19 protein-coding genes are annotated in these 19,513 nt (G+C 40.7%); 10 read left to right on the top strand and 9 right to left on the bottom strand.

Translation table 11 applies throughout. The features are described from left to right. The first annotated feature begins 18 nt into the window (after window positions 1-18). From coaBC to slmA, 3 genes are all read left to right on the top strand, one after another. Window positions 19-1,230: a bifunctional phosphopantothenoylcysteine decarboxylase/phosphopantothenate--cysteine ligase CoaBC gene (coaBC, locus tag P3L37_RS20770; RefSeq protein WP_004906899.1), complete on the top strand. Its 1,212-nt coding sequence runs from the start codon at window positions 19-21 to the stop codon at window positions 1,228-1,230. Then, a complete protein-coding gene (dut, locus tag P3L37_RS20775) occupies window positions 1,217-1,672 on the top strand; it encodes a dUTP diphosphatase (protein ID WP_004906898.1) in 456 nt (151 codons plus the stop codon). The genes coaBC and dut overlap by 14 nt, the downstream gene beginning before the upstream one ends. Before the next feature lie 217 nt (window positions 1,673-1,889). Further along, a complete protein-coding gene (gene slmA, locus P3L37_RS20780; RefSeq protein ID WP_004906897.1) occupies window positions 1,890-2,489 on the top strand; it encodes a nucleoid occlusion factor SlmA in 600 nt (199 codons plus the stop codon). Between the two features lie 49 nt (window positions 2,490-2,538). Here the strand turns inward: slmA and pyrE are convergent, their stop codons facing one another. Both pyrE and rph read right to left on the bottom strand, forming a co-directional pair. Next, window positions 2,539-3,183 carry an orotate phosphoribosyltransferase gene (gene pyrE / locus P3L37_RS20785; protein WP_004906896.1) on the bottom strand — a complete coding sequence of 215 codons (645 nt, stop codon included), beginning with the start codon at window positions 3,181-3,183 and terminating at the stop codon, window positions 2,539-2,541. 112 nt (window positions 3,184-3,295) lie between these two features. After that, a complete protein-coding gene (rph, locus tag P3L37_RS20790) occupies window positions 3,296-4,009 on the bottom strand; it encodes a ribonuclease PH (protein ID WP_004265108.1) in 714 nt (237 codons plus the stop codon). 123 nt (window positions 4,010-4,132) lie between these two features. On the opposite strand from rph, the gene P3L37_RS20795 reads away from it, so the two are divergent. From P3L37_RS20795 to P3L37_RS20815, 5 genes are all read left to right on the top strand, one after another. Next, window positions 4,133-4,996: a YicC/YloC family endoribonuclease gene (locus P3L37_RS20795; protein WP_004906895.1), complete on the top strand. Its 864-nt coding sequence runs from the start codon at window positions 4,133-4,135 to the stop codon at window positions 4,994-4,996. A 454-nt stretch (window positions 4,997-5,450) separates the two neighbouring features. Continuing rightward, window positions 5,451-6,761 carry an MFS transporter gene (locus P3L37_RS20800; RefSeq protein ID WP_109912527.1) on the top strand — a complete coding sequence of 437 codons (1,311 nt, stop codon included), beginning with the start codon at window positions 5,451-5,453 and terminating at the stop codon, window positions 6,759-6,761. 44 nt (window positions 6,762-6,805) lie between these two features. Beyond that, on the top strand, window positions 6,806-7,453 hold the full coding sequence (locus P3L37_RS20805) for an RraA family protein (protein WP_004906874.1): 648 nt from the start codon (window positions 6,806-6,808) through the stop codon (window positions 7,451-7,453). A 9-nt stretch (window positions 7,454-7,462) separates the two neighbouring features. Continuing rightward, window positions 7,463-8,254 (top strand): carbon-nitrogen hydrolase family protein, encoded by a 792-nt coding sequence (locus tag P3L37_RS20810; RefSeq protein ID WP_110731531.1) that lies wholly within the window; start codon window positions 7,463-7,465, stop codon window positions 8,252-8,254. Between the two features lie 162 nt (window positions 8,255-8,416). Further along, a complete protein-coding gene (locus P3L37_RS20815) occupies window positions 8,417-9,040 on the top strand; it encodes a GntR family transcriptional regulator (protein ID WP_109912529.1) in 624 nt (207 codons plus the stop codon). Window positions 9,041-9,116: 76 nt separating this feature from the next. Here P3L37_RS20815 and P3L37_RS20820 read toward each other — a convergent pair whose 3' ends face one another. From P3L37_RS20820 to P3L37_RS20830, 3 genes are all read right to left on the bottom strand, one after another. Further along, window positions 9,117-10,373, bottom strand: a complete 1,257-nt coding sequence (locus P3L37_RS20820; protein ID WP_109912530.1) for a nucleoside permease — start codon at window positions 10,371-10,373, stop codon at window positions 9,117-9,119. Continuing rightward, window positions 10,370-11,287, bottom strand: coding sequence for a DMT family transporter (locus tag P3L37_RS20825; protein ID WP_004906867.1), 918 nt, complete (start codon window positions 11,285-11,287; stop codon window positions 10,370-10,372). Before P3L37_RS20825 ends, P3L37_RS20820 begins: the two co-directional genes overlap by 4 nt. A 67-nt stretch (window positions 11,288-11,354) precedes the next feature. Further along, the gene (locus tag P3L37_RS20830) at window positions 11,355-12,173 is read right to left on the bottom strand and encodes a purine-nucleoside phosphorylase (RefSeq protein WP_004906865.1); all 819 of its coding nucleotides are present in this window, start codon (window positions 12,171-12,173) and stop codon (window positions 11,355-11,357) included. Window positions 12,174-12,491: 318 nt separating this feature from the next. Here P3L37_RS20830 and P3L37_RS20835 point away from each other — a divergent pair, with 318 nt between their 5' ends. Together P3L37_RS20835 and thiM are read left to right on the top strand one after the other, a co-directional pair. Continuing rightward, window positions 12,492-13,565: an ROK family protein gene (locus tag P3L37_RS20835; protein ID WP_226538007.1), complete on the top strand. Its 1,074-nt coding sequence runs from the start codon at window positions 12,492-12,494 to the stop codon at window positions 13,563-13,565. Between the two features lie 77 nt (window positions 13,566-13,642). Continuing rightward, window positions 13,643-14,413: a hydroxyethylthiazole kinase gene (gene thiM / locus P3L37_RS20840; RefSeq protein ID WP_004906861.1), complete on the top strand. Its 771-nt coding sequence runs from the start codon at window positions 13,643-13,645 to the stop codon at window positions 14,411-14,413. 67 nt (window positions 14,414-14,480) lie between these two features. On the opposite strand, the gene P3L37_RS20845 is transcribed toward thiM, so the two are convergent. The 4 genes from P3L37_RS20845 to P3L37_RS20860 all read right to left on the bottom strand — a co-directional run bounded on the left by P3L37_RS20845 (window position 14,481) and on the right by P3L37_RS20860 (window position 19,486). Beyond that, window positions 14,481-15,185 (bottom strand): lipopolysaccharide core heptose(II) kinase RfaY, encoded by a 705-nt coding sequence (locus tag P3L37_RS20845; RefSeq protein ID WP_109912532.1) that lies wholly within the window; start codon window positions 15,183-15,185, stop codon window positions 14,481-14,483. A gap of 200 nt (window positions 15,186-15,385) precedes the next feature. Then, window positions 15,386-16,552 carry a nucleotide sugar dehydrogenase gene (locus tag P3L37_RS20850; RefSeq protein WP_004906857.1) on the bottom strand — a complete coding sequence of 389 codons (1,167 nt, stop codon included), beginning with the start codon at window positions 16,550-16,552 and terminating at the stop codon, window positions 15,386-15,388. A 44-nt stretch (window positions 16,553-16,596) separates the two neighbouring features. Next, window positions 16,597-17,598 (bottom strand): NAD-dependent epimerase, encoded by a 1,002-nt coding sequence (locus tag P3L37_RS20855; RefSeq protein WP_109912561.1) that lies wholly within the window; start codon window positions 17,596-17,598, stop codon window positions 16,597-16,599. 223 nt (window positions 17,599-17,821) lie between these two features. Continuing rightward, on the bottom strand, window positions 17,822-19,486 hold the full coding sequence (locus P3L37_RS20860; RefSeq protein ID WP_109912533.1) for an LTA synthase family protein: 1,665 nt from the start codon (window positions 19,484-19,486) through the stop codon (window positions 17,822-17,824). Window positions 19,487-19,513 lie beyond the last annotated feature (27 nt).

A 19,513-nucleotide genomic window follows, 5' to 3' on the forward strand; every position in this document is an offset into this window, starting at 1 on the left:
CCGAATTGGATAAAAATAATGAATCAACTGTCACTATTAGGTAAGCAGATAGTTATTGGTATTAGTGGGGGCATTGCTGCGTACAAAATCCCTGAACTCACCCGCCGTTTGCGCGATAAAGGTGCGATAGTACGCGTTGTGATGACTCAAGGTGCTAAAGCCTTTATTACACCTTTAACCTTGCAAGCCGTTTCAGGGCATCCCGTTTCTGATGACCTGCTAGACCCTGCTGCTGAGGCTGCTATGGGCCATATTGAACTGGCTAAATGGGCAGATCTCATTATTCTAGCACCGGCTACTGCGGATTTAATTGCTCGCCTCAGTGCAGGAATGGCAAATGACTTACTCACAACAGTTTGCCTTGCTTCCGCAGCACCGATTGCACTTGTGCCAGCAATGAACCAACAAATGTACCGAGCAAAAGCAACCCAAGAAAATTTAATCAAATTGCAACAACGTCAATGTATGATTTGGGGGCCAGATGCAGGTAGCCAAGCCTGTGGTGATATTGGCCCTGGTCGCATGATTGACCCACTAGAAATTGTTCGTCTAGCCAATGAGTTTTTTACCCCTAAACTCGACTTACAAGGCATCAAATTAATGATCACTGCGGGCCCAACACGGGAAGCGCTAGACCCAGTTCGCTTTATTAGTAACCATAGTTCGGGGAAAATGGGTTTTGCCATTGCTAAAGCAGCCAGTCAACGTGGTGCAGATGTCACTTTAATTGCGGGCCCTGTAAATATTGAAACACCAGAAGGCGTTAACCGAATTGATGTCATGAGTGGCTTAGAGATGTATGAACAAGTGCATCAAACCATTGCTGAACAAAATATTTTTATTGGTTGCGCTGCAGTTGCAGATTATCGAGCAAAAAACATTGCTGAAAATAAAATAAAAAAACAAGGTGATGAAGTTTCGATTACACTTATCAAAAATCCAGATATCGTGGCTAGTGTCGGAAACCTAAAACACAATAGGCCATATGTTGTTGGATTTGCAGCTGAAACCCAAAATGTGGAAGAATATGCACGCCAAAAACGACAACAAAAGCAACTCGACCTCATTTGTGCCAATGACGTCTCACTAGCAGACAACGGGTTTAATAGCGATAACAACGCGTTACATCTTTTTGATGCAAACGGTGATACCCGTTTGCCTCACTGTAATAAAAACGAATTAAGCCACTATTTACTTGACGAGATACTTCAACGTTATGAAAAAAATTGACCTAAAAATCCTCGATAGCCGTATCGGTAATGAATTTCCTCTACCAGCCTATGCCACCACAGGTTCTGCTGGTTTAGACCTACGTGCATGCCTTGATGCACCAATCGATTTGGCACCAGGTCAAACAGAACTTATTCCAACAGGTTTAGCCATTCACATTGCAGATGAAAGTCTTGCTGCAGTCATCTTGCCTCGGTCCGGTTTAGGTCATAAACATGGGGTTGTACTGGGCAACCTCGTTGGCCTCATTGATTCTGATTATCAAGGCCAGCTCATGGTGTCTGTCTGGAACCGCAGTGACAAAGCTTTTACCATCGAACCTGGTGAACGTATGGCACAAATGGTGTTTGTCCCGGTTGTTCAGGCGGAATTTAATATTGTTGATGATTTTGACATAACCGAGCGCGGAGCTGGTGGTTTTGGTCATTCTGGCCGTCAATAAATAGAACATCCTGATAACTAATATGCTAGATAGAACCTAAATTAGGTTCTATCTTTATGAATAAAAACAATCAGCCGCATATTTTCTTTCAGGAAGCTTGCTCAACATTACTTATATTTTAAACATTTTTTAAATCCATTTTGCTTCGAAACTCTCTTTACTAAGAGCAAAATTTTGGATAGTTTGTTTTGCTGTTTTAGCAGGGGTCTTATTAGACATGGCAGAAAAAGCGATAACACAAAAACGTAACAGACGTGATGAGATTTTACAGGCTCTTGCGTTAATGTTAGAAAGTAGTGATGGCAGCCAACGTATTACAACAGCAAAACTTGCTGCTACGGTTGGTGTATCAGAAGCTGCGCTATATCGTCATTTTCCGAGTAAAATGAAAATGTTCGATAGCCTTATTGGGTTTATTGAAGACTCATTAGTTTCACGCATTAATCTGATTTTAACTGATGAAAAAGATACGATAATTAGAATTAAACTAATACTTGCCCTAATACTTGGGTTTTCCGAGAAAAATCCTGGGCTTACGCGTATAATGACTGGCCATGCTCTGATGTTTGAGCAAGACAGGCTGCAAGATCGTATTAACCAATTATTTGAACGTATAGAATCACAATTACGGCAGGTGTTAAAAGAGAAAAAAATACGTGATGGCCATGGGTTTATTCATGATGAGTCATTACTTGCTTCTCAGTTACTAGCCTTTTGTGAAGGGATGCTCTCTCGTTTTGTGCGTTCTGAGTTTCGTTATCGGCCAACCGTCGAGTTTGAATCGCGCTGGCCTTTAATTCTAGCTCAGTTACAATAACCGATTATTTATACTACTCACCCCGCCCATCATTGGGCGAGGGCTTTTTTTATTCAATTCCGTATTGTTCGCGATAAGCCTTCATAGCCGCTAAATGTTCCTGCATACCTTCCTTTTCAGCAAGATAGGTGATTAAATCGCTCATGGTAATAATTGAGTAAACTTTACAACCATAATCACGCTCAACCTCTTGTACTGCTGAAATTTCACCTTTGCCTTTTTCTTGGCGATCAAGGCATAACAGAACACCATTCAACGTAGCTTGTTGTTGTTTAATAATTTCCATTGATTCACGAATTGCCGTCCCTGCGGTAATCACATCATCAACTACCACAACACGCCCTTGTAAAGGACTTCCGACTAACACGCCGCCTTCCCCATGGTCTTTAGCTTCTTTGCGGTTGAAGCAGTATGGCATATCGATGTCATGGTGCTCAGAAAGTGCTACCGCTGTCGTCGTTGCAATGGGGATCCCTTTATACGCTGGACCAAAAATGACATCACACTCAATTGCGCTATCTTGTAATGCTTGTGCATAAAAACGACCGACAAGTGCCAGATCACGCCCTGTATTAAATAACCCCGCATTGAAAAAGTAAGGGCTTTTACGACCTGATTTCAGCGTAAACTCACCAAATTTAAGTACCTGTTTTTTCATGGCAAGTTCAATAAAATCGCGCTGATAGGCTTTCATTGGTCATTCTCCTCGTTGATGATTATTTATCTATTTTCAAAGCTGGCACACTAGTTGATGAACCAGCAGGCATAAAAAAGGCGACTTTTCAGCCGCCTAATTAATGATTAACTTACTTCAGCGCTTCTCGCTGAGCTTCAAAAATGGTATTTAAACCTGTTTTAGCTAACGCCAATAGGGCTAATAACTCTTCATGACTAAACGGTTCGCCTTCTGCGGTGCCCTGTACTTCAATCATTCGGCCATCATCCATCATGACAACATTCATATCGGTTTCAGCTGCAGAATCTTCAACATACTCAAGATCACATAGAGCTTCTTGGTTTACAATTCCAACCGAAACGGCAGCAACCATTGATTTTAGTGGGCTTTTTGCAATTTTACCTTGCTCAACCATGTTATTCAGTGCATCAACAAGCGCCACACAAGCACCAGAAATCGCTGCTGTCCGTGTACCACCATCCGCTTGAATAACATCACAGTCTAAAGTAATCGTGTATTCACCTAATTTTTTAAGGTCAACCGCAGCACGTAAAGAACGTGCAATTAAACGTTGGATTTCCATCGTACGACCGGTTTGTTTTCCTCGTGCAGCTTCACGTTGATTACGTGAGTTTGTTGCGCGCGGTAACATGCCATACTCCGCTGTAACCCAACCTTGCCCCTGCCCTTTTAAAAAGCGAGGAACCCCTTCTTCAACAGTTGCATTACATAACACCTTCGTGTCGCCAAACTCAATAAGAACAGAGCCTTCTGCATGCTTAGTATAGTTGCGCGTGATGGTAATCGGGCGCATTTGGTCTGCTTGTCTATCTGCTGGGCGCATGGTGTTATCTCCATTATCAACTCAAATTGGGACGCATTATACGTTGTTCAAGCGATAATGCCTATCCTGTCATCCTGCATAGCGTTATAATCGCCTAAATCTTTACGATAATGGGAACGAATTATGATCCGTAGTATGACCGCTTTTGCCCGTCGGGATATCAAGGGTGAATGGGGGAATGCGGCCTGGGAGCTGCGTTCCGTGAACCAACGTTATTTAGAAACGTATATTCGCTTACCTGAGCAATTCAGAAGCCTTGAGCCCGTTATTCGCGAACGTCTGCGTTCGCGCCTAACACGTGGAAAGGTAGAATGTAGCCTACGCTTTGAGTTAGATGGCGCAAATCGTGGTGAATTAATCCTAAATGAACAATTAGCACGCCAATTAATCAGTGCTGCGAATTGGGTTAAAAATTACAGCCATGAAGGTGAAATAAACCCATTAGAAATTTTGCGTTGGCCGGGTGTGATGTCAGCAGGTGAACAAGATTTAGATGTCATCAGCGAACAGCTACTGGCAGGCTTAGATGAAGCTATTGATGCTTTCATTCAAAGCCGTGAAGCTGAAGGTGCTTCATTGCATGCACTCATCGAACAACGCCTTGATGGCGTCTTAGTTGAAGTCGCAAAAGTACGTCAACATATGCCAGAAATTTTACAGTGGCAACGTGAACGCTTACAAAATAAGTTAGAAGAAGCTGATATTCAAGTGGATAACAACCGTCTGGAACAAGAACTTATTCTATTGGCTCAACGTGTTGATGTTGCAGAAGAACTGGATAGACTAGAAGCTCACGTTAAAGAAACGCGTAATATCTTGAAGAAAAAAGAGGCAACTGGTCGCCGCCTTGACTTTATGATGCAAGAATTCAACCGCGAAGCTAATACGTTAGCGTCAAAATCAATTAATAGCGAAGTTACAACCTCTGCAGTTGAACTCAAAGTATTAATCGAGCAAATGAGAGAACAAATTCAGAATATTGAATAATCACTCCTTGACGATTTTAATCCATAAAAAGCTAATCGACCTTAATTATCGTTTGGCTTTTTTTGGAGATATTCTCAATATTTACTCGAAATAGGTGCTAGTTGTCACGATTTTTGAAGCTATATTCCACAACAACCCTTCGACGATATTAAAAAATTTATACCGAAGCAGTATTAATTATTCTTTCTCAAATAATTAGTAACGTCGATTAAATCGTTCCCCATGAAATCATAACAACTTGATTTTTCATAATAAAATTTATTACCTATCTATTTTCCTAAAAATAAGATCTCGCTCATAAATCAATCAAATGTTTTGAGTTCAGTCACAGATAACAAAACAGATCTTTGACACCTCAATAACTGCTTATTAACATCCGTCTTGTATACAAGTTGAATTCAATATAAATACAATAAGGTTGATTACCTCGACAAACCAATAAAAAGGTAACTCTATGTCACATAATGATTCTGTTGTAACACCAGCAACGAAAGACTCACCAGGGCGTTTACGTTGGGGATTAGCAGCAATATTTTTTATTATCGGTTTGATTGCGTATATGGATCGCGCCAATATTTCCATTGTGGCCGAACATATGATGACCGATTTAGGAATGAGCAAAGTTCAATTTGGCTTTTTGGGTGCGTTATTTTCTCTTGGCTATGCACTAGCCCAAATCCCAAGCGGGATACTTGCAGAGCGGTTTGGTAGCAGACTAATCGCAACCATCAGCCTATATATTTGGTCTGCATTTACCATCTTAACTGTCGTGGCTCCTACCTATATTTGGCTATGTATCGTACGCTTCCTATTCGGCGTTGGGGAAGCGCCGCTCTACCCTGCAAATGCCGTTTTTAATACATGGTGGTTTCGCCAAAATGAAAAGGCACGAGCCGCTAGCTTCTTACTTGCCGGTTCCTATTTTGGGCCTGTGATTGCCCCCACTCTTACCGTATTTATTATGATTTCATTCGGGTGGCATGCCGTTTTCTATATATTTGGTGTGATTGGCATTCTTATCGGCATGGTTTGGTATTTTTTTGCCAGAAATAAGCCTGAGCAACACCCTAAAATTTCTCAAAGTGAAATCGCATTCATCCATGAAGGCCGAACAATTAGTGAGCAAGGCGGTACTGATGTTAAAGCCCCTTGGCGCAAATTTATGAAAGAACGTCCTTTCTGGGCTGTTGGCTTCCAATATTTTTTTGTTGCCTATATGACCACCTTATTCATGATTTGGTTACCCACCTACTTACAAGAAGCTCGAGGCTTTTCATTAACCCAAATGGGCGTAGCCGCCAGTTTTCCTTGGTTAGCAATTTGTATCGCAGTACTCACTGCAGGCTCAATTTCTGATTGGTTACTCAACAAAGGGTACTCGCAGTTAGTCGCTAGGGGCTATATCGCGATTGCCGGTTTTATTCTATTTATCGTGGGGATTTGCGGTGCAGCTCAAACTGAAAGTGCCATCGCCAGTGTTGCATGGCTAACCCTTGCGCTCGGCTCTCTAGGATTACCAGTTGTGACCTCTTGGGCAATCGCAGCAGATAAAGGCCGCCAATATGCTGGCTCGGTCAGTGGATGGATGAACTTGTGGGGTAATCTCGGTGGTGTTATTTCCCCTATTTTATGTGGCTGGCTTGCACAGCATTTTGGCTGGACCGTCGCTTTACTTTTCAATGTGATACCTATCAGTTTAGCGATTGTTTGCTGGTTTTTCATTCAGCCTGATAAACCTTTAGCTGCTGCCGTTAATCCTGACTAATTTTTACCCAAAACACATTATATTCAATAAATAAAGGTGTCCCTATGTTTACATTAAATCCTCGAGTTGCCTGTTTTAGCCCAGAAGTTATCGAAAGTTGCCGTGATGTTTGCCCGTCAACTATTGGACACATGACTGACTTCGGTTTTCTAAAAACATTACGCCCACAAATTGAACAGTGCCAATTTATTGGTAATGCTGTAACTGTACGTATTCCGCATATGGATTCATCTGCTGTACATAAGGTTTTCGACATCGTGCAAGAAGGCGATGTTGTCTGTATCGATATGTCTGGGGATTATGATCGTGCTTGTTGGGGCGAAATGGTTTCTTACATGGCACGGGCAAAGAAAATTGCCGGCGCAGTTATTGATGGTTGTGTCACTGATATCAAAGCATTACGTGAGATTGGTGTTCCTATTTATGCACGTAAAGTGAGCCCGTTGACGACGCGAATCTTAGGTATTGAAGGCGCAATTAATGTGCCAATTAGTATAGATGGCGTAACGATTCATCCCGGTAATTTAATCATCGCAGATGGTGATGGCATTTTAGTCGCCGATGAAGTTACTCTGCAAGAATATCGTCAACGAGCCCTTAATGCTCAACATGCTGAAATTGATGTTAAAAAGCGTATTGATGCTGGTGAAACATTAGCGGCGATTTCAGGTGCAGCTAAATTTTTTGAATAAGGAGACTCCATGAAAATTGCAATTGCTCAGCTTGCCAGTAGCCCAGATAAAGCTCTAAATTTAAAAAAAGCCTGTGACACTATACAAAAAGCTGCTCAAGGCGGTGCCGACCTCGTCCTATTGCCGGAAATGTTCATGGCATTTGTTCCTGCAGATAGCGGTATTAGCTATGCCGATGTCGCAGAGCCTGTTGATGGCCCTTTTGTCTCCGAGTTGGCAAAAACCGCTAAACAATGCGGTATTTATGTGACTTGTGGAATTTATGAAAGTGCCCCGAATGAGCCGAAAAGAGCATTCAACACGACAGTTATGTTGAACCGCCAAGGTGAGCTTATCTATCATTACCAAAAAACCCACCTGTACGATGCCTTTTCATATCAGGAATCCCTCAACATTATTCAAAGTAATAATGCGTTAAAACCTGTGGAAACTGAATTTGGCAAAATTGGCGTTTTAGTCTGTTATGAGTTGCGTTTCCCAGAAGTTGCTCGAAAACTAACCTTAGCTGGCGCAGACCTTATACTCGTTCCCACAGCATGGGTAAGTGGGCCACTTAAAGAGGAGCATTACCAAACATTAGTTAAAGCACGCGCTTTGGAGAACACAATTCCTGTCTGCGCATGTGACCAAACTGGTAATATTTTTATTGGCCGCAGCCTTGTTTGTGATGCGCTTGGCGTAACCATTGCCTCTGCTGGCTACGATGAAACACTATTTTTTGCTGAAATATCAACGCAGCATACCGCAGAAACACGAGAAAAATTACCTTGCATGCAAAACCGGCGCCCTGAGCTGTATTAGTCTAAAAAACTGGCAAGGATGCTGGTTTATTCAACAAGTTAAGTTCAATTACCCACCAAAATTTAACAGCGCCCTAAATAATATAAAACTAGTGCATTACTTGTATACCAGCCTATTCCTTTCTATACTCACTAAAATTTCTATTATTAACACAAGATCCTGATGAAAGATAAACCACTAAGCCAACAAGCCTATACCGCAATTAAGCATAAAATTCTCAGTAAGCAATTTGGAGAGGAAAGTTATACCTCTGAAAATAGCTTAGTTGAGGAACTCGGTATGAGTCGCACCCCAATTCGCGAAGCCTTATATCAATTGCAAAATGAAGGCTTAGTCAAAATTATCCCTCGAAAAGGTGTTTTTATTCAGAAACTATCGTTAAAAGAGACTCGAGATAATTATGATTTACGCTTAGCAATTGAGTCACATGCAATTAAATTAGTGCGTGAATATTTAACTAATGAGCATTTTTCTATTTTAGAGACCATTATTGAGCGGCAAAATGAATTATTGAAGGAAAATGACTATCAAGGTTGGATAAAAGAAGATGAACGATTCCACCGTTTCTTCTTAGAATTACTGGATAACTCAGTTTTCTTAGATTTAGCGGACAATATTCGCCAGCGAGTATATTTTCAGCCCGACCCTATTTATCGCAATGAATATTATTATGAATCTACACGCCAACATCAGCAATTGGTTGAGCAACTCAAAGCAAAAGAATTTACCCTTGCGGAAGAAACGCTGACTGAGCATATTTTACGCGGTAAACGTAATTATGTTTAATGTTAAAACTAACAAAAAAGAGAAAACCAAATTTATGGTTTTCTCTTAAATTGAATGTTATTTATAACGATTTATCTTAGCTAGATTTGGCTTCTTTCAGTGCTGCGTCTTTATCATGGTGATAATGGAACGTAAATTGGAATATTATTGCCAATACAACAGTATAAGAAGCAAAAACTAACCAAATCATTTGCCAATCTTTAATACCATCCACGGTGTAATAGTCGACAACCAATCCACTTAGTATCGCACCAAAATAGGCCCCAACACCGTTAACCATTGTCATAAATAAGCCTTGGGCACTCGCACGCATACGCGTATCTACTTCTCTTTCAATAAATATAGAGCCTGAAATATTAAAGAAATCAAATGCGCAGCCATAAACAATCATCGACATGATCAAGAACATCAAACCAATGGCTGATGGGTCGCCAAACGCAAAGAAACCAAAGCGTAGTGTCCAAGCGAACATACTTAATAACATGACTGTTTTAATGCCATAGCGTTTCAAGAAAAATGGAATTGCTAAGATAAAACACACTTCAGCCATCTGAGAGATCGATAATAATATCGATGGATACTGTACCACCAAACTATCTTGGTATAACGGGTTCAGCCCGAAGTCGTGCAAGAATGGGTTACCAAATGTATTCGTGATTTGTAAAACAGCGCCAAGTAACATAGCGAATAAGAAAAATACCGCCATAATAGGCTTTTTAAATAACACCAAAGCATCTAAACCTAGCTTACTGATCCAACTACTTGAAATCGCTTTTTTATTGACTTCAATTTTTGGCAAAGTTAGTGAATAAAGCGCTAAAAGCAATGAACAACCACCTGCAATATAAAGCTGCATACTACTTAGCTCAAATTTCAATAAGCTAATGCTCCACATTGCAACAATAAAGCCTACCGTACCAAACACACGAATAGGTGGAAAGTTACTCACTGAATCGAGCTGATATTGGCTTAATGATGAATAACTGATGCTATTTGAGAGTGCAATTGTTGGCATAAAGGCCATTGCATTAATTAACATCACCCAGAACATGATAGTTGAACTTGTGACTGTTGCGGCATAAAACAATGCAGCAGCCCCAATCAAATGGCAAATCATATATAAACGATTTGCTGGAATGTATTTATCTGCAATGATTCCGATAAGCCCGGGCATTAAAATAGCAGCAATACCCTTTGAGCTATACACCATACCGACTTCTGCACCTGAAAAACTCAATGTTTTCATCATGTACGAGCCGAGTGTAACTAACCAACTTCCCCAAACAAAATATTGCAGGAAAAGCATGATTTTCAAGCGGGATTTAATATTCATACAAGGCTCCGTTTGGAGTTATATTTATTTGTTTTTATTTTCAACTCAGCAATGGTAACACCCATAAGGATGACAGCAACACCAACAAACTGAATGAATTCAAGAGGTAAATGCAATACCGTTACGGATAATAAAATCGTGACAGGTAACTGCATTGAGCTAACAATGGTCGCTAAACTGGTACCGATCAGTGGAGTACCTTTGGCAAACATCCACATACCGAAGAAAGAACCAAAGAAAGCCAGAGGTAATCCGTATGAGAAAAATAGAGATTGAAACGTTGAAGCGCTCAATAAGAATGTTGGCGGAACAACAATTGATGTCAAAATTGCGCCCCCTGTTACCATAATTGCAGAACGCATCATAGGATCTGTTTTAACCGCTAATGCTCCACTGACGTAAACACGAATAGCGTTCGATAATGCTGCACATAATCCTAATAGCACACCAAGCCAGTGAAACACGATCCCTGAACTGTTTAACAAACCTGTCGCTAATACTGTTCCAATTAATATCACCACAACTGACACCATGGTCATTACGGGAGGAATTTTGCGGTCAATAAATGCGTTAATTGCAACCCCCATCCATGTAAATTGCAAAAAGAGTACGACACCAAGTGCAGGGGATAAATATTGCAATGATGCATAATACAAAAGCCCGGTTAACCCGGTTGTCGTCCCAGTGAGTAACATTAATAGGCCTTGCCGACGTGTTGGCCATACTAGACGTGCTTTTTTAACTAATACGCCTGCGACAACAAAAAACCACAGTAAAATCGCACCTAATACCGTTTGGCTACCGATGACATCATTCAAGGAATACCCTGCGCGGTAGGCCAACACGACGAGTGTTGAAAGGATGCCATAACTACAAGCGCCTAAAGAAACTAAAATTAGACCTTTAAATTTCATTTCAATATTCACCTTATTTAGTGTCATGGACATCTTTATATTAGTTTGAGAAAAAGAACCTAAAAAATTAGAAGCGTTCGATCACGCCTGTCACTAATTTCAAGAAGGTCGCTTTAACTTTTTCAGCTGTTTCAATAACTTCGTCATGACTAAGTGGCTGTTCTAAAATACCGCAAGCCATATTGGTTAAGCAGGAAATGCCCACTGTTTTAATTTGTGAATGATGAGCGACCAGAGCTTCTGGTACGGTAGACATACCAACAGCATCTGCGCCTAAGGTTCTGATCATACGAATTTCGGCAGGTGTTTCATAAGTTGGGCCTGTCCACCATGCATAAACACCTTCACGGACAGAAACACCTTGTTCAGCCGCTACATTCTTGATTGTTTGGCGTAATTCTTTGTTATACACCTCACTGACATCCAAGAAACGCACCCCTAATTCAGGGTTATTTGGCCCCATCAGTGGGTTATTTGCAGTTAAATTAATATGATCGGTAATAATCATCAGATCACCTGGGTTGAAGTCGGTATTTACCGCACCGCAGGCATTGGTGATAATCAATTTTTCAACACCCAACGCTTTCATCAAACGCACAGGGAAAGTGACTTGGTCAAGGGTAAAGCCTTCGTAATAGTGGAAACGGCCTTTCATGGCAACCACATTTTTACCTGCGATGGTGCCGATCACCAATTCATTGGCATGCCCTACCGCTTCAGATTTAGCAAAGTGTGGAATTTCGCTATAAGGAATATGCACTGCATTTTCTAATGTATCCGCGAACGGACCGAGTCCTGAACCCAGAATAATGCCCACTGTTGGTTTAATATCTGTGCGAGACTGAATAAAGCTTAAGCTTTCTAGAATATCTTTTGTATGATGCATGGTTGTCTCCAAATTGACATCGACTAAAAATTGTTAAAATTGATCATAAAGCAATTTAGAAACAGAACAGCGATCTTAATCTCATTTTAATAAAAAGTATTTCGATATGATGTGTCACAGGAAGCAGAATCTTATGCGTATATTTGCTAATCTTTATCGATAGAGTCGGAATGAAAAGGAGTGAGGCGCTTGTTACATACACTATTAAATGAATTTCGCACCTCAAAAAATTCAAAAACACAAAAACTCAAAACGCTTTACCGATTAATTTTAAACCATGGTCCCATTAGGGCAGAGACGTTGACATCACTGGCTAGCATGAAACCAGCAACTTGTGCTCGGTTACTCGACGAACTTGGGAGAAATCACTTAATTTCGACTTCTGAGCTCGGAGAGTCGACCGGTGGCCGCAAACCAATCCTCTATAACATTAATGCTGCAGATGGTTATCTTGTTGGCATTGAAATGAGTGATATATATTCAACGATTGTTTTACAAAACCTAAAATTGGATATTTTAGGTATGGTAAAAGTGAAATATGAGCACCTAGAAACCGCAGAAAATATGGTGGATCATCTGCTCAACAGATTAGATATTTTATTAGCTGAACATGGACTTAGCGTAGAAAGCTTGTTGGGTATCGGCATCGCCATCGACCATATTTTAGAACGTGATAAACTGCCATATCATCAATACCACGCAAGAATAAAAGAACTTCACGACTACATTTCCAGTAAAGTTCCTTGTTTTGTGTTACTCGGAAGTGGGATTAGTTTTGCGGCTTTTGCTGAGTATCGCTTGCGCTATACCTCTGATAGCCAAAGATTTTTATTCACAACCTGTGATACTGATATTCGCAGTTGCACCATCATCAATAACCAATACGCTCCGGCCCCCATTAGTACAGCTCAAGCCTTTGGCCATACAACGATTGATATTAATGGCCAGCGCTGTGAATGTGGGTCATTTGGCTGTTTAAAGCAATATAGTTCACTGTCTGCGATTAAGGCACGAGTAATCCAGCAACTCAGGTTGGGTAAAAGTTCAATAATCAATGAATTAGTTAATAATGAGTCTGAAATTAGCTACCATACTATTTTCCAAGCTCTCACAGTGGACGATGCCCTATGCCTTGAAGCGCTGGGTGAGGCGGCCTATTATTATGGTATCGCCATCGCTAATGCTATTTTAACGACGCAAGCCGATGTGGTGGTGTGCGGCGGCACCCTAACACCTAAAAATCATTTTTTTGAGATGACTAAAAAATCGATTGAAGAAAAACTCGCTATTTTCCCTCATATTAAGACACGTATTTATCCCGCCAATGATTCATATGAAATCGTTGCTCAGGGTGCTGGTGGAATGGTAATGGAGAAGTACCTTGCTGATTAAGCGGTTCTTTCATTAAAACAGATAGAGTGTAGAATAAATCAACAAACCTATACTCTATCACTATTAATGAGGGGATCATGTTAGAATTTGAACACATCAGTAACACGGCGAAATCACTGGTACTACAGCAACTTAATTCTCAATCTCCTCTTGTTCATTGCATGACAAACGATGTTGTTCAGACCTTCACTGCCAATGTCCTATTAGCACTCGGCTGTTCCCCAGCCATGGTGATTGAACCCGAAGAAGCTGAGCAGTTTGCCGCTATCGCACATGGCTTACTAATTAATGTGGGCACATTAACGACAGAGCGTCGATATGCGATGAAATGTGCGGTTAACAGTGCAAATCAAGCACAAAAACCTTGGGTACTTGACCCTGTCGCTGCAGGTGCGCTCAGCTTTCGTACCCATTTTTGCCATGAATTGTTGACACTCAAACCTGCCGCTATTCGCGGTAATGCTTCTGAAATTATGGCGTTAGCAGGAAGCAGTGCAGGTGGCAGAGGCGTTGATTCCCTTAACTCCACTGATGATGCACTCCCCGCGGCACAATTATTAGCGAGACAAGCTAAGACTATTGTTGCGATAAGCGGTGAAGTGGATTACATCACCGATGGAACACGTACCTTTGCGGTGACTGGCGGCCATATTTTAATGACTCGGGTGGTCGGTACGGGATGCGCTCTTTCTGCGGTGGTTGCTGCATGTTGTGCTCTACCTGGTGATAGGCTGCAAAATGTTGCCGCTGCTTGCGCTATCATGAAGCAAGCCGGAGAAACCGCAACCCAGCGCTGCCATGGGACAGGTAGTTTTATCCCTGAATTTTTAGATGCGCTTTATCAATAGTTTTGTTGTGATCGGTAACTTTGTTATTTTCGGTAATTTAGTAGTAATGAAAACTTGGCATAGCACACTAAAGCCGAGTTTTCTTTCCTCTTATTTTTCTTGACCAATGACGAAAGTTATCTCTAAAACGAATAAAGCGATAAACACAATTTTTGCTATCGGGTTCAATATCGTAAAAACGCTGTAATGCAATTAAATCATTCGCTTTGCAAATAGCAAAATTACCATAATCTGATAAATCAATAACCTTTAGCCCCACATTGGTTACAACAAAGTTTCCTGCATGGATGTCATTAGAAGATAAACCATAGTTATGTAATTGGTTAATGACAGACTTCATTTCTGCATAGTAAGGCGTAATATCATCCAGTTCAGATAAAACCGTTCCTTCCACATATTCCGCAATAATCCATGTTTCTACTGACTCACGACCGACCATTTTTTCAGCAACGAAATAGATGTCATTGGTTACCATACAACCTTTATTTTGAGCAGAGACTAATCGCATTAATAACTGTGAATAAAAAGGTCCTGAAATAATACGCATCAACCGTTTTTCAATACGCTTATCCCGTTCTTTTTCACATTTAATAATATAGTTTTGCCCATCTACATGAATACGAGCAACACTTCTCTCAATATTTCCGCTACTTAAATTCTTACCCGAGATCTTCCCATCAATATAATCATTAACAATTTGCCAAAAATCTATCTCACCTTCTTTTTGATAGGTGATAAAACCGTCTCTTTGTTTTTTTATTATGTTCTGCATAGCAAAATAGCCAATTTTTAATCAATTGACGGATGCTAGCAAATGGCAAACGACATTTCTTAGCGATTGTTGCAAAATGGCGTCTAAAAATAGGTAAGTTGTGCGATATACCTCAAAATTGGTAAGGTTTTAGAAAAGCTGTACGGCTCTATCTATGAGAGCAGGTCACCATAGTGCCAACCTACTCTCATAAAAACCGCTTAGTCGTTACCAAATAAATCGCGGGTATAGACTTTCTCTGCCACATCTTCCAGCTCAGGCACCATCCGGTTGGCTAAAATAATGTCGCTTTCTGCTTTGAAAGTCTCTAAGTCACGAATAACTTTAGAGCGGAAAAATTCATTTTCTTTTAAAACAGGCTCATACACCACCACTTCGATACCCTTGGCTTTGATGCGTTTCATCACACCCTGTACCGCAGAGGCGCGGAAATTATCAGAGCCAGCCTTCATCACTAAGCGATAAACACCGACTTTACGTGGTGCTTTAGCAATAATCGCATCGGAAATAAAGTCTTTGCGGGTACGGTTCGATTCCACAATGGCGTTAATCAAGTTATTTGGCACATCATCGTAGTTAGCTAACAGTTGTTTGGTATCTTTTGGTAAACAATAACCACCGTAACCGAATGATGGGTTGTTATAATGGCTGCCAATACGTGGGTCTAAAGAGACCCCTTCAATAATTTGGCGTGCATTTAGACCGCGGCTTTCTGCATAGGTGTCGAGCTCATTAAAGTATGCCACACGCATCGCTAAATAGGTGTTGGCAAACAGCTTAATGGCTTCGGCTTCGGTGCCATCCGTAAATAACACGGGAACGTCTTTTTTAATCGCACCTTCAAGCAGTAAATCCGCAAAAATTTTCGCGCGCTCTGAACGCTCTCCTACCACGATACGGGACGGGTGCAAGTTATCCCACAAAGCGCGGCCTTCACGTAAAAATTCAGGAGAGAAAATCACGTTGGTATAACCAAATTCTTCACGTAAACGCGCGGTAAAGCCCACCGGAATAGTGGATTTTACGATGATCGTCGCTTGCGGGTTAATTTCATTCACATCATGAATAACAGACTCAACCGATCTAGTATTGAAGTAATTGGTTTTTGGGTCATAGTCAGTTGGTGTAGCCACAATCACGTACTGAGCGCCTGTGTAGGCCTCTGTTTTATCTTCTGTAGCGCGAAAATTGAGCGTCTTTTCCGTTAAAAATTGCTCAATTTCTGCATCAACAATCGGTGATTGATGGTTGTTTAACATCGCCACTTTTTCAGGGATGATGTCCACGGCGACCACTTCGTGGTGTTGTGACAGCAACATGGCGTTAGATAAGCCGACGTAACCGGTTCCTGCGATTGCTATTTTCAAACTTGCCTCTCAAATCCTGCTAAAGATGTTACAGCTTATTGATATTATTGGTGGTAATAAGAACGATACCAATCCACAAATGCCTGAACACCCTGCTCAATAGAAACTTGTGGGCGATAACCAGTCACATTAAACAAGTCTTCTGTATCCGCCCAAGTGGTGTATACATCACCCGCTTGCATAGGTAAAAAATTTTTAATCGCTTCTTTACCCAGTGCTTTTTCCAGTGCAGAAATAAATTCAATCAATTTAACGGGTTGACCATTACCAATATTATAGATTCGATATGGCGCGCTGCTTTCTGCCGGTGATGCCGAAGGGTTATTCGGGTTTGTTTGTGGAATTATATCTGAAATACGGATCACACCTTCGACAATATCATCAACAAAAGTGAAATCACGACTGAGATTGCCGTTATTATAGACATCGATAGGCTCGCCCGCCAAAATAGCTTTCGTAAACTTGAATAAAGCCATGTCTGGGCGCCCCCATGGGCCGTAAACCGTAAAGAAGCGCAACCCAGTCGTTGGAAGCTGGTATAAATGCGAGTAGGAGTGCGCCATTAATTCATTGGCTTTCTTCGTTGCCGCATACAGTGAAATAGGGTGATCGGTTGCCATGTCCGTGGTAAATGGCGTCTTATCGGTTACTCCGTACACCGAACTTGAAGAGGCATAGACCAAATGCTTCACTTTTGCTTGGCGACAGCCTTCTAAAATAGCGAGGTGACCAGTCAAATTACTGTCTGCATAAGCAAATGGGTTTTCCAATGAGTAACGGACCCCCGCTTGTGCTGCTAGGTGAATGACTCGGTCAAATTGCTCTTGGGTACACAATACCCGAACGGTTTCACGGTCAGTGAGGTCAAGATGAATAAAGCGAAATAAAGGGAACTGCTCCAATAAATGTAAACGGGATTGTTTAAGCCCTTGATCATAATATGCATTTAAGTTATCAATCCCAACAACTTCATGTCCGTCCTCTAATAAACGCTGGCAAAGCTTAAAACCAATAAAACCCGCACTTCCCGTGACCAAATATTTCATATTCATTGTCTTCTAGCGTTAAACCATTCTTAAGCTCTAAATGAGCACCAAATTTCACAGAAAAAATACCTAAAATTAAGACAAAAATAATAACGAATGGTTTTGTTATTAAAACAAGAAAGCCTAAAAAAATAATAAATTTTAAGAAAGTATTAATATTTTAGGTAGGAAATAACAAAAAAGAGGGGATCAGCCGTAAATATCTACGGCTGATAATAACATACTATTGCATATCACCTTTATTGGCGTTAGCCGCTTCTAAAGTTCCATAAACATAGTTACGGTAGCTATCAAGTAACTTCTGGTCTTCACAATCATTCAGCTTGCCATCACATAAGTGACGCATTTTGATGTTGGCCTCATAAAATGGGGATATTTTTAAATTCGCTCTTTCCAATAAAATACCACCTAAGAAGGAAATATCGGTTAGCTGGCCCGTTTTGATCACCGTCCCTGATTTTAAATTATCCCGTAAGGTAAATTGTGTTAAGTAAGCGGGAGATGAAAATGAAGAATTATACTGATTTAAACTAATGCCTGGTTGATGGTCACCAAAATATAAAAACATCAACGGGCGCTCACGTTTTTCAATAAAGTCTGCAAAATTGCGTATTGATGCATCTGAAGTGGCGATTTTGTCCATATAATGGCTAAATTCACCCGCAGCATCAGGGTTTTTAATTTTGTCTTTTATGCCATAGTCATCACTATGACTCTCTTTATAAGGGCCATGTTCATACATGGTAAGAGAGAAAATAAATACAGGTTTATCTGTTTCTTGAGCTAAGATTTCTTTCACGTATTTCAGCATATCATCGGTGCTGATCGTCCATAAGTTATCTTGTAGTTTTCCTGGGTAGCCAAGTTCTTGTGGTTGAATAATTCTATCAACCCCAAGCGTTTCATAGGCATGGCCTGAATGGTATGCACCTTTATTAAAAGGAGTAAGTACCACAGTATAATAACCGTTGGCCTTCATTTCTTTGAATAAGCTATTTTTAAGGTGGTCAACGATAAAATAAAATACACCGCTTTTTTGCGCACCGAAATCATCGCTATTTAAGCCAGTTAAGGCGGAGAATTCAGATAACCAAGTTCCCCCTCCAAAAGTTTGTACCCGCATCTGACTATGCGCACTTACGCCATTATCTTGCTGGAACATAAATAAATTGGGAAGCTTGGTTCCTTCAGGTAAATCATAAATATGTGGGTCAACAGTAGATTCTTGTAGTAATAAAACGATGTCTGGCTTTTCTGATACCACATTATTTTCTAGGGAGATAGCAGCTGCTTTTTTCACAAAGTAATCAGCTGAACCTGCAAATTCAGGAGACTGATAACTCGCATTTTGTGCTGACATAATAATATTGGTCACTGTCCCTCGGCCTTTTGGCAACGTCTGAGACCATCTGTCATAATAATGTGAGCTTGTGAAGTTAATACTAAAATAACCTGCAACAATAAGAACGACACCAATAACGCGAGTAATCTTTGATTTACTTGGTTTGACCAACCGCCAGCTAATAACCCCATTAATGACTAATAATATAAGCAACCCGACCAATGCGACACCCGCTAACCAATAATGACCCAAGGTCCCCATATTGGAAGTGTCCGTCATGATATTGATATCACTAAAGAAGAGTTGTTCTTTGTAATAATGAACTTTTAACTGGTTCAGGAATTTAATGATGATAAATAATGTACTGGTAATAATCACAGAAAATAACCAGCGGGCTGTTAGCACCATTAAAATACCGAATAAAACGGCATATACACTGACCGATATGAGTGCAGGATAAATTACACTACCTTTTTCAAAGACTAAGAAAAGGGAGCCAATAAAGATCAATGCCAGATAAAAGCCTGCAAATAACTTTTTCTTCATTAGTTTTACCACAAGTTTAATATTGGA

Origin of the sequence: Providencia sp. PROV114 (assembly GCF_032704305.1) — a bacterium.
Classification (GTDB): Bacteria; Pseudomonadota; Gammaproteobacteria; order Enterobacterales; family Enterobacteriaceae; genus Providencia; species Providencia rettgeri.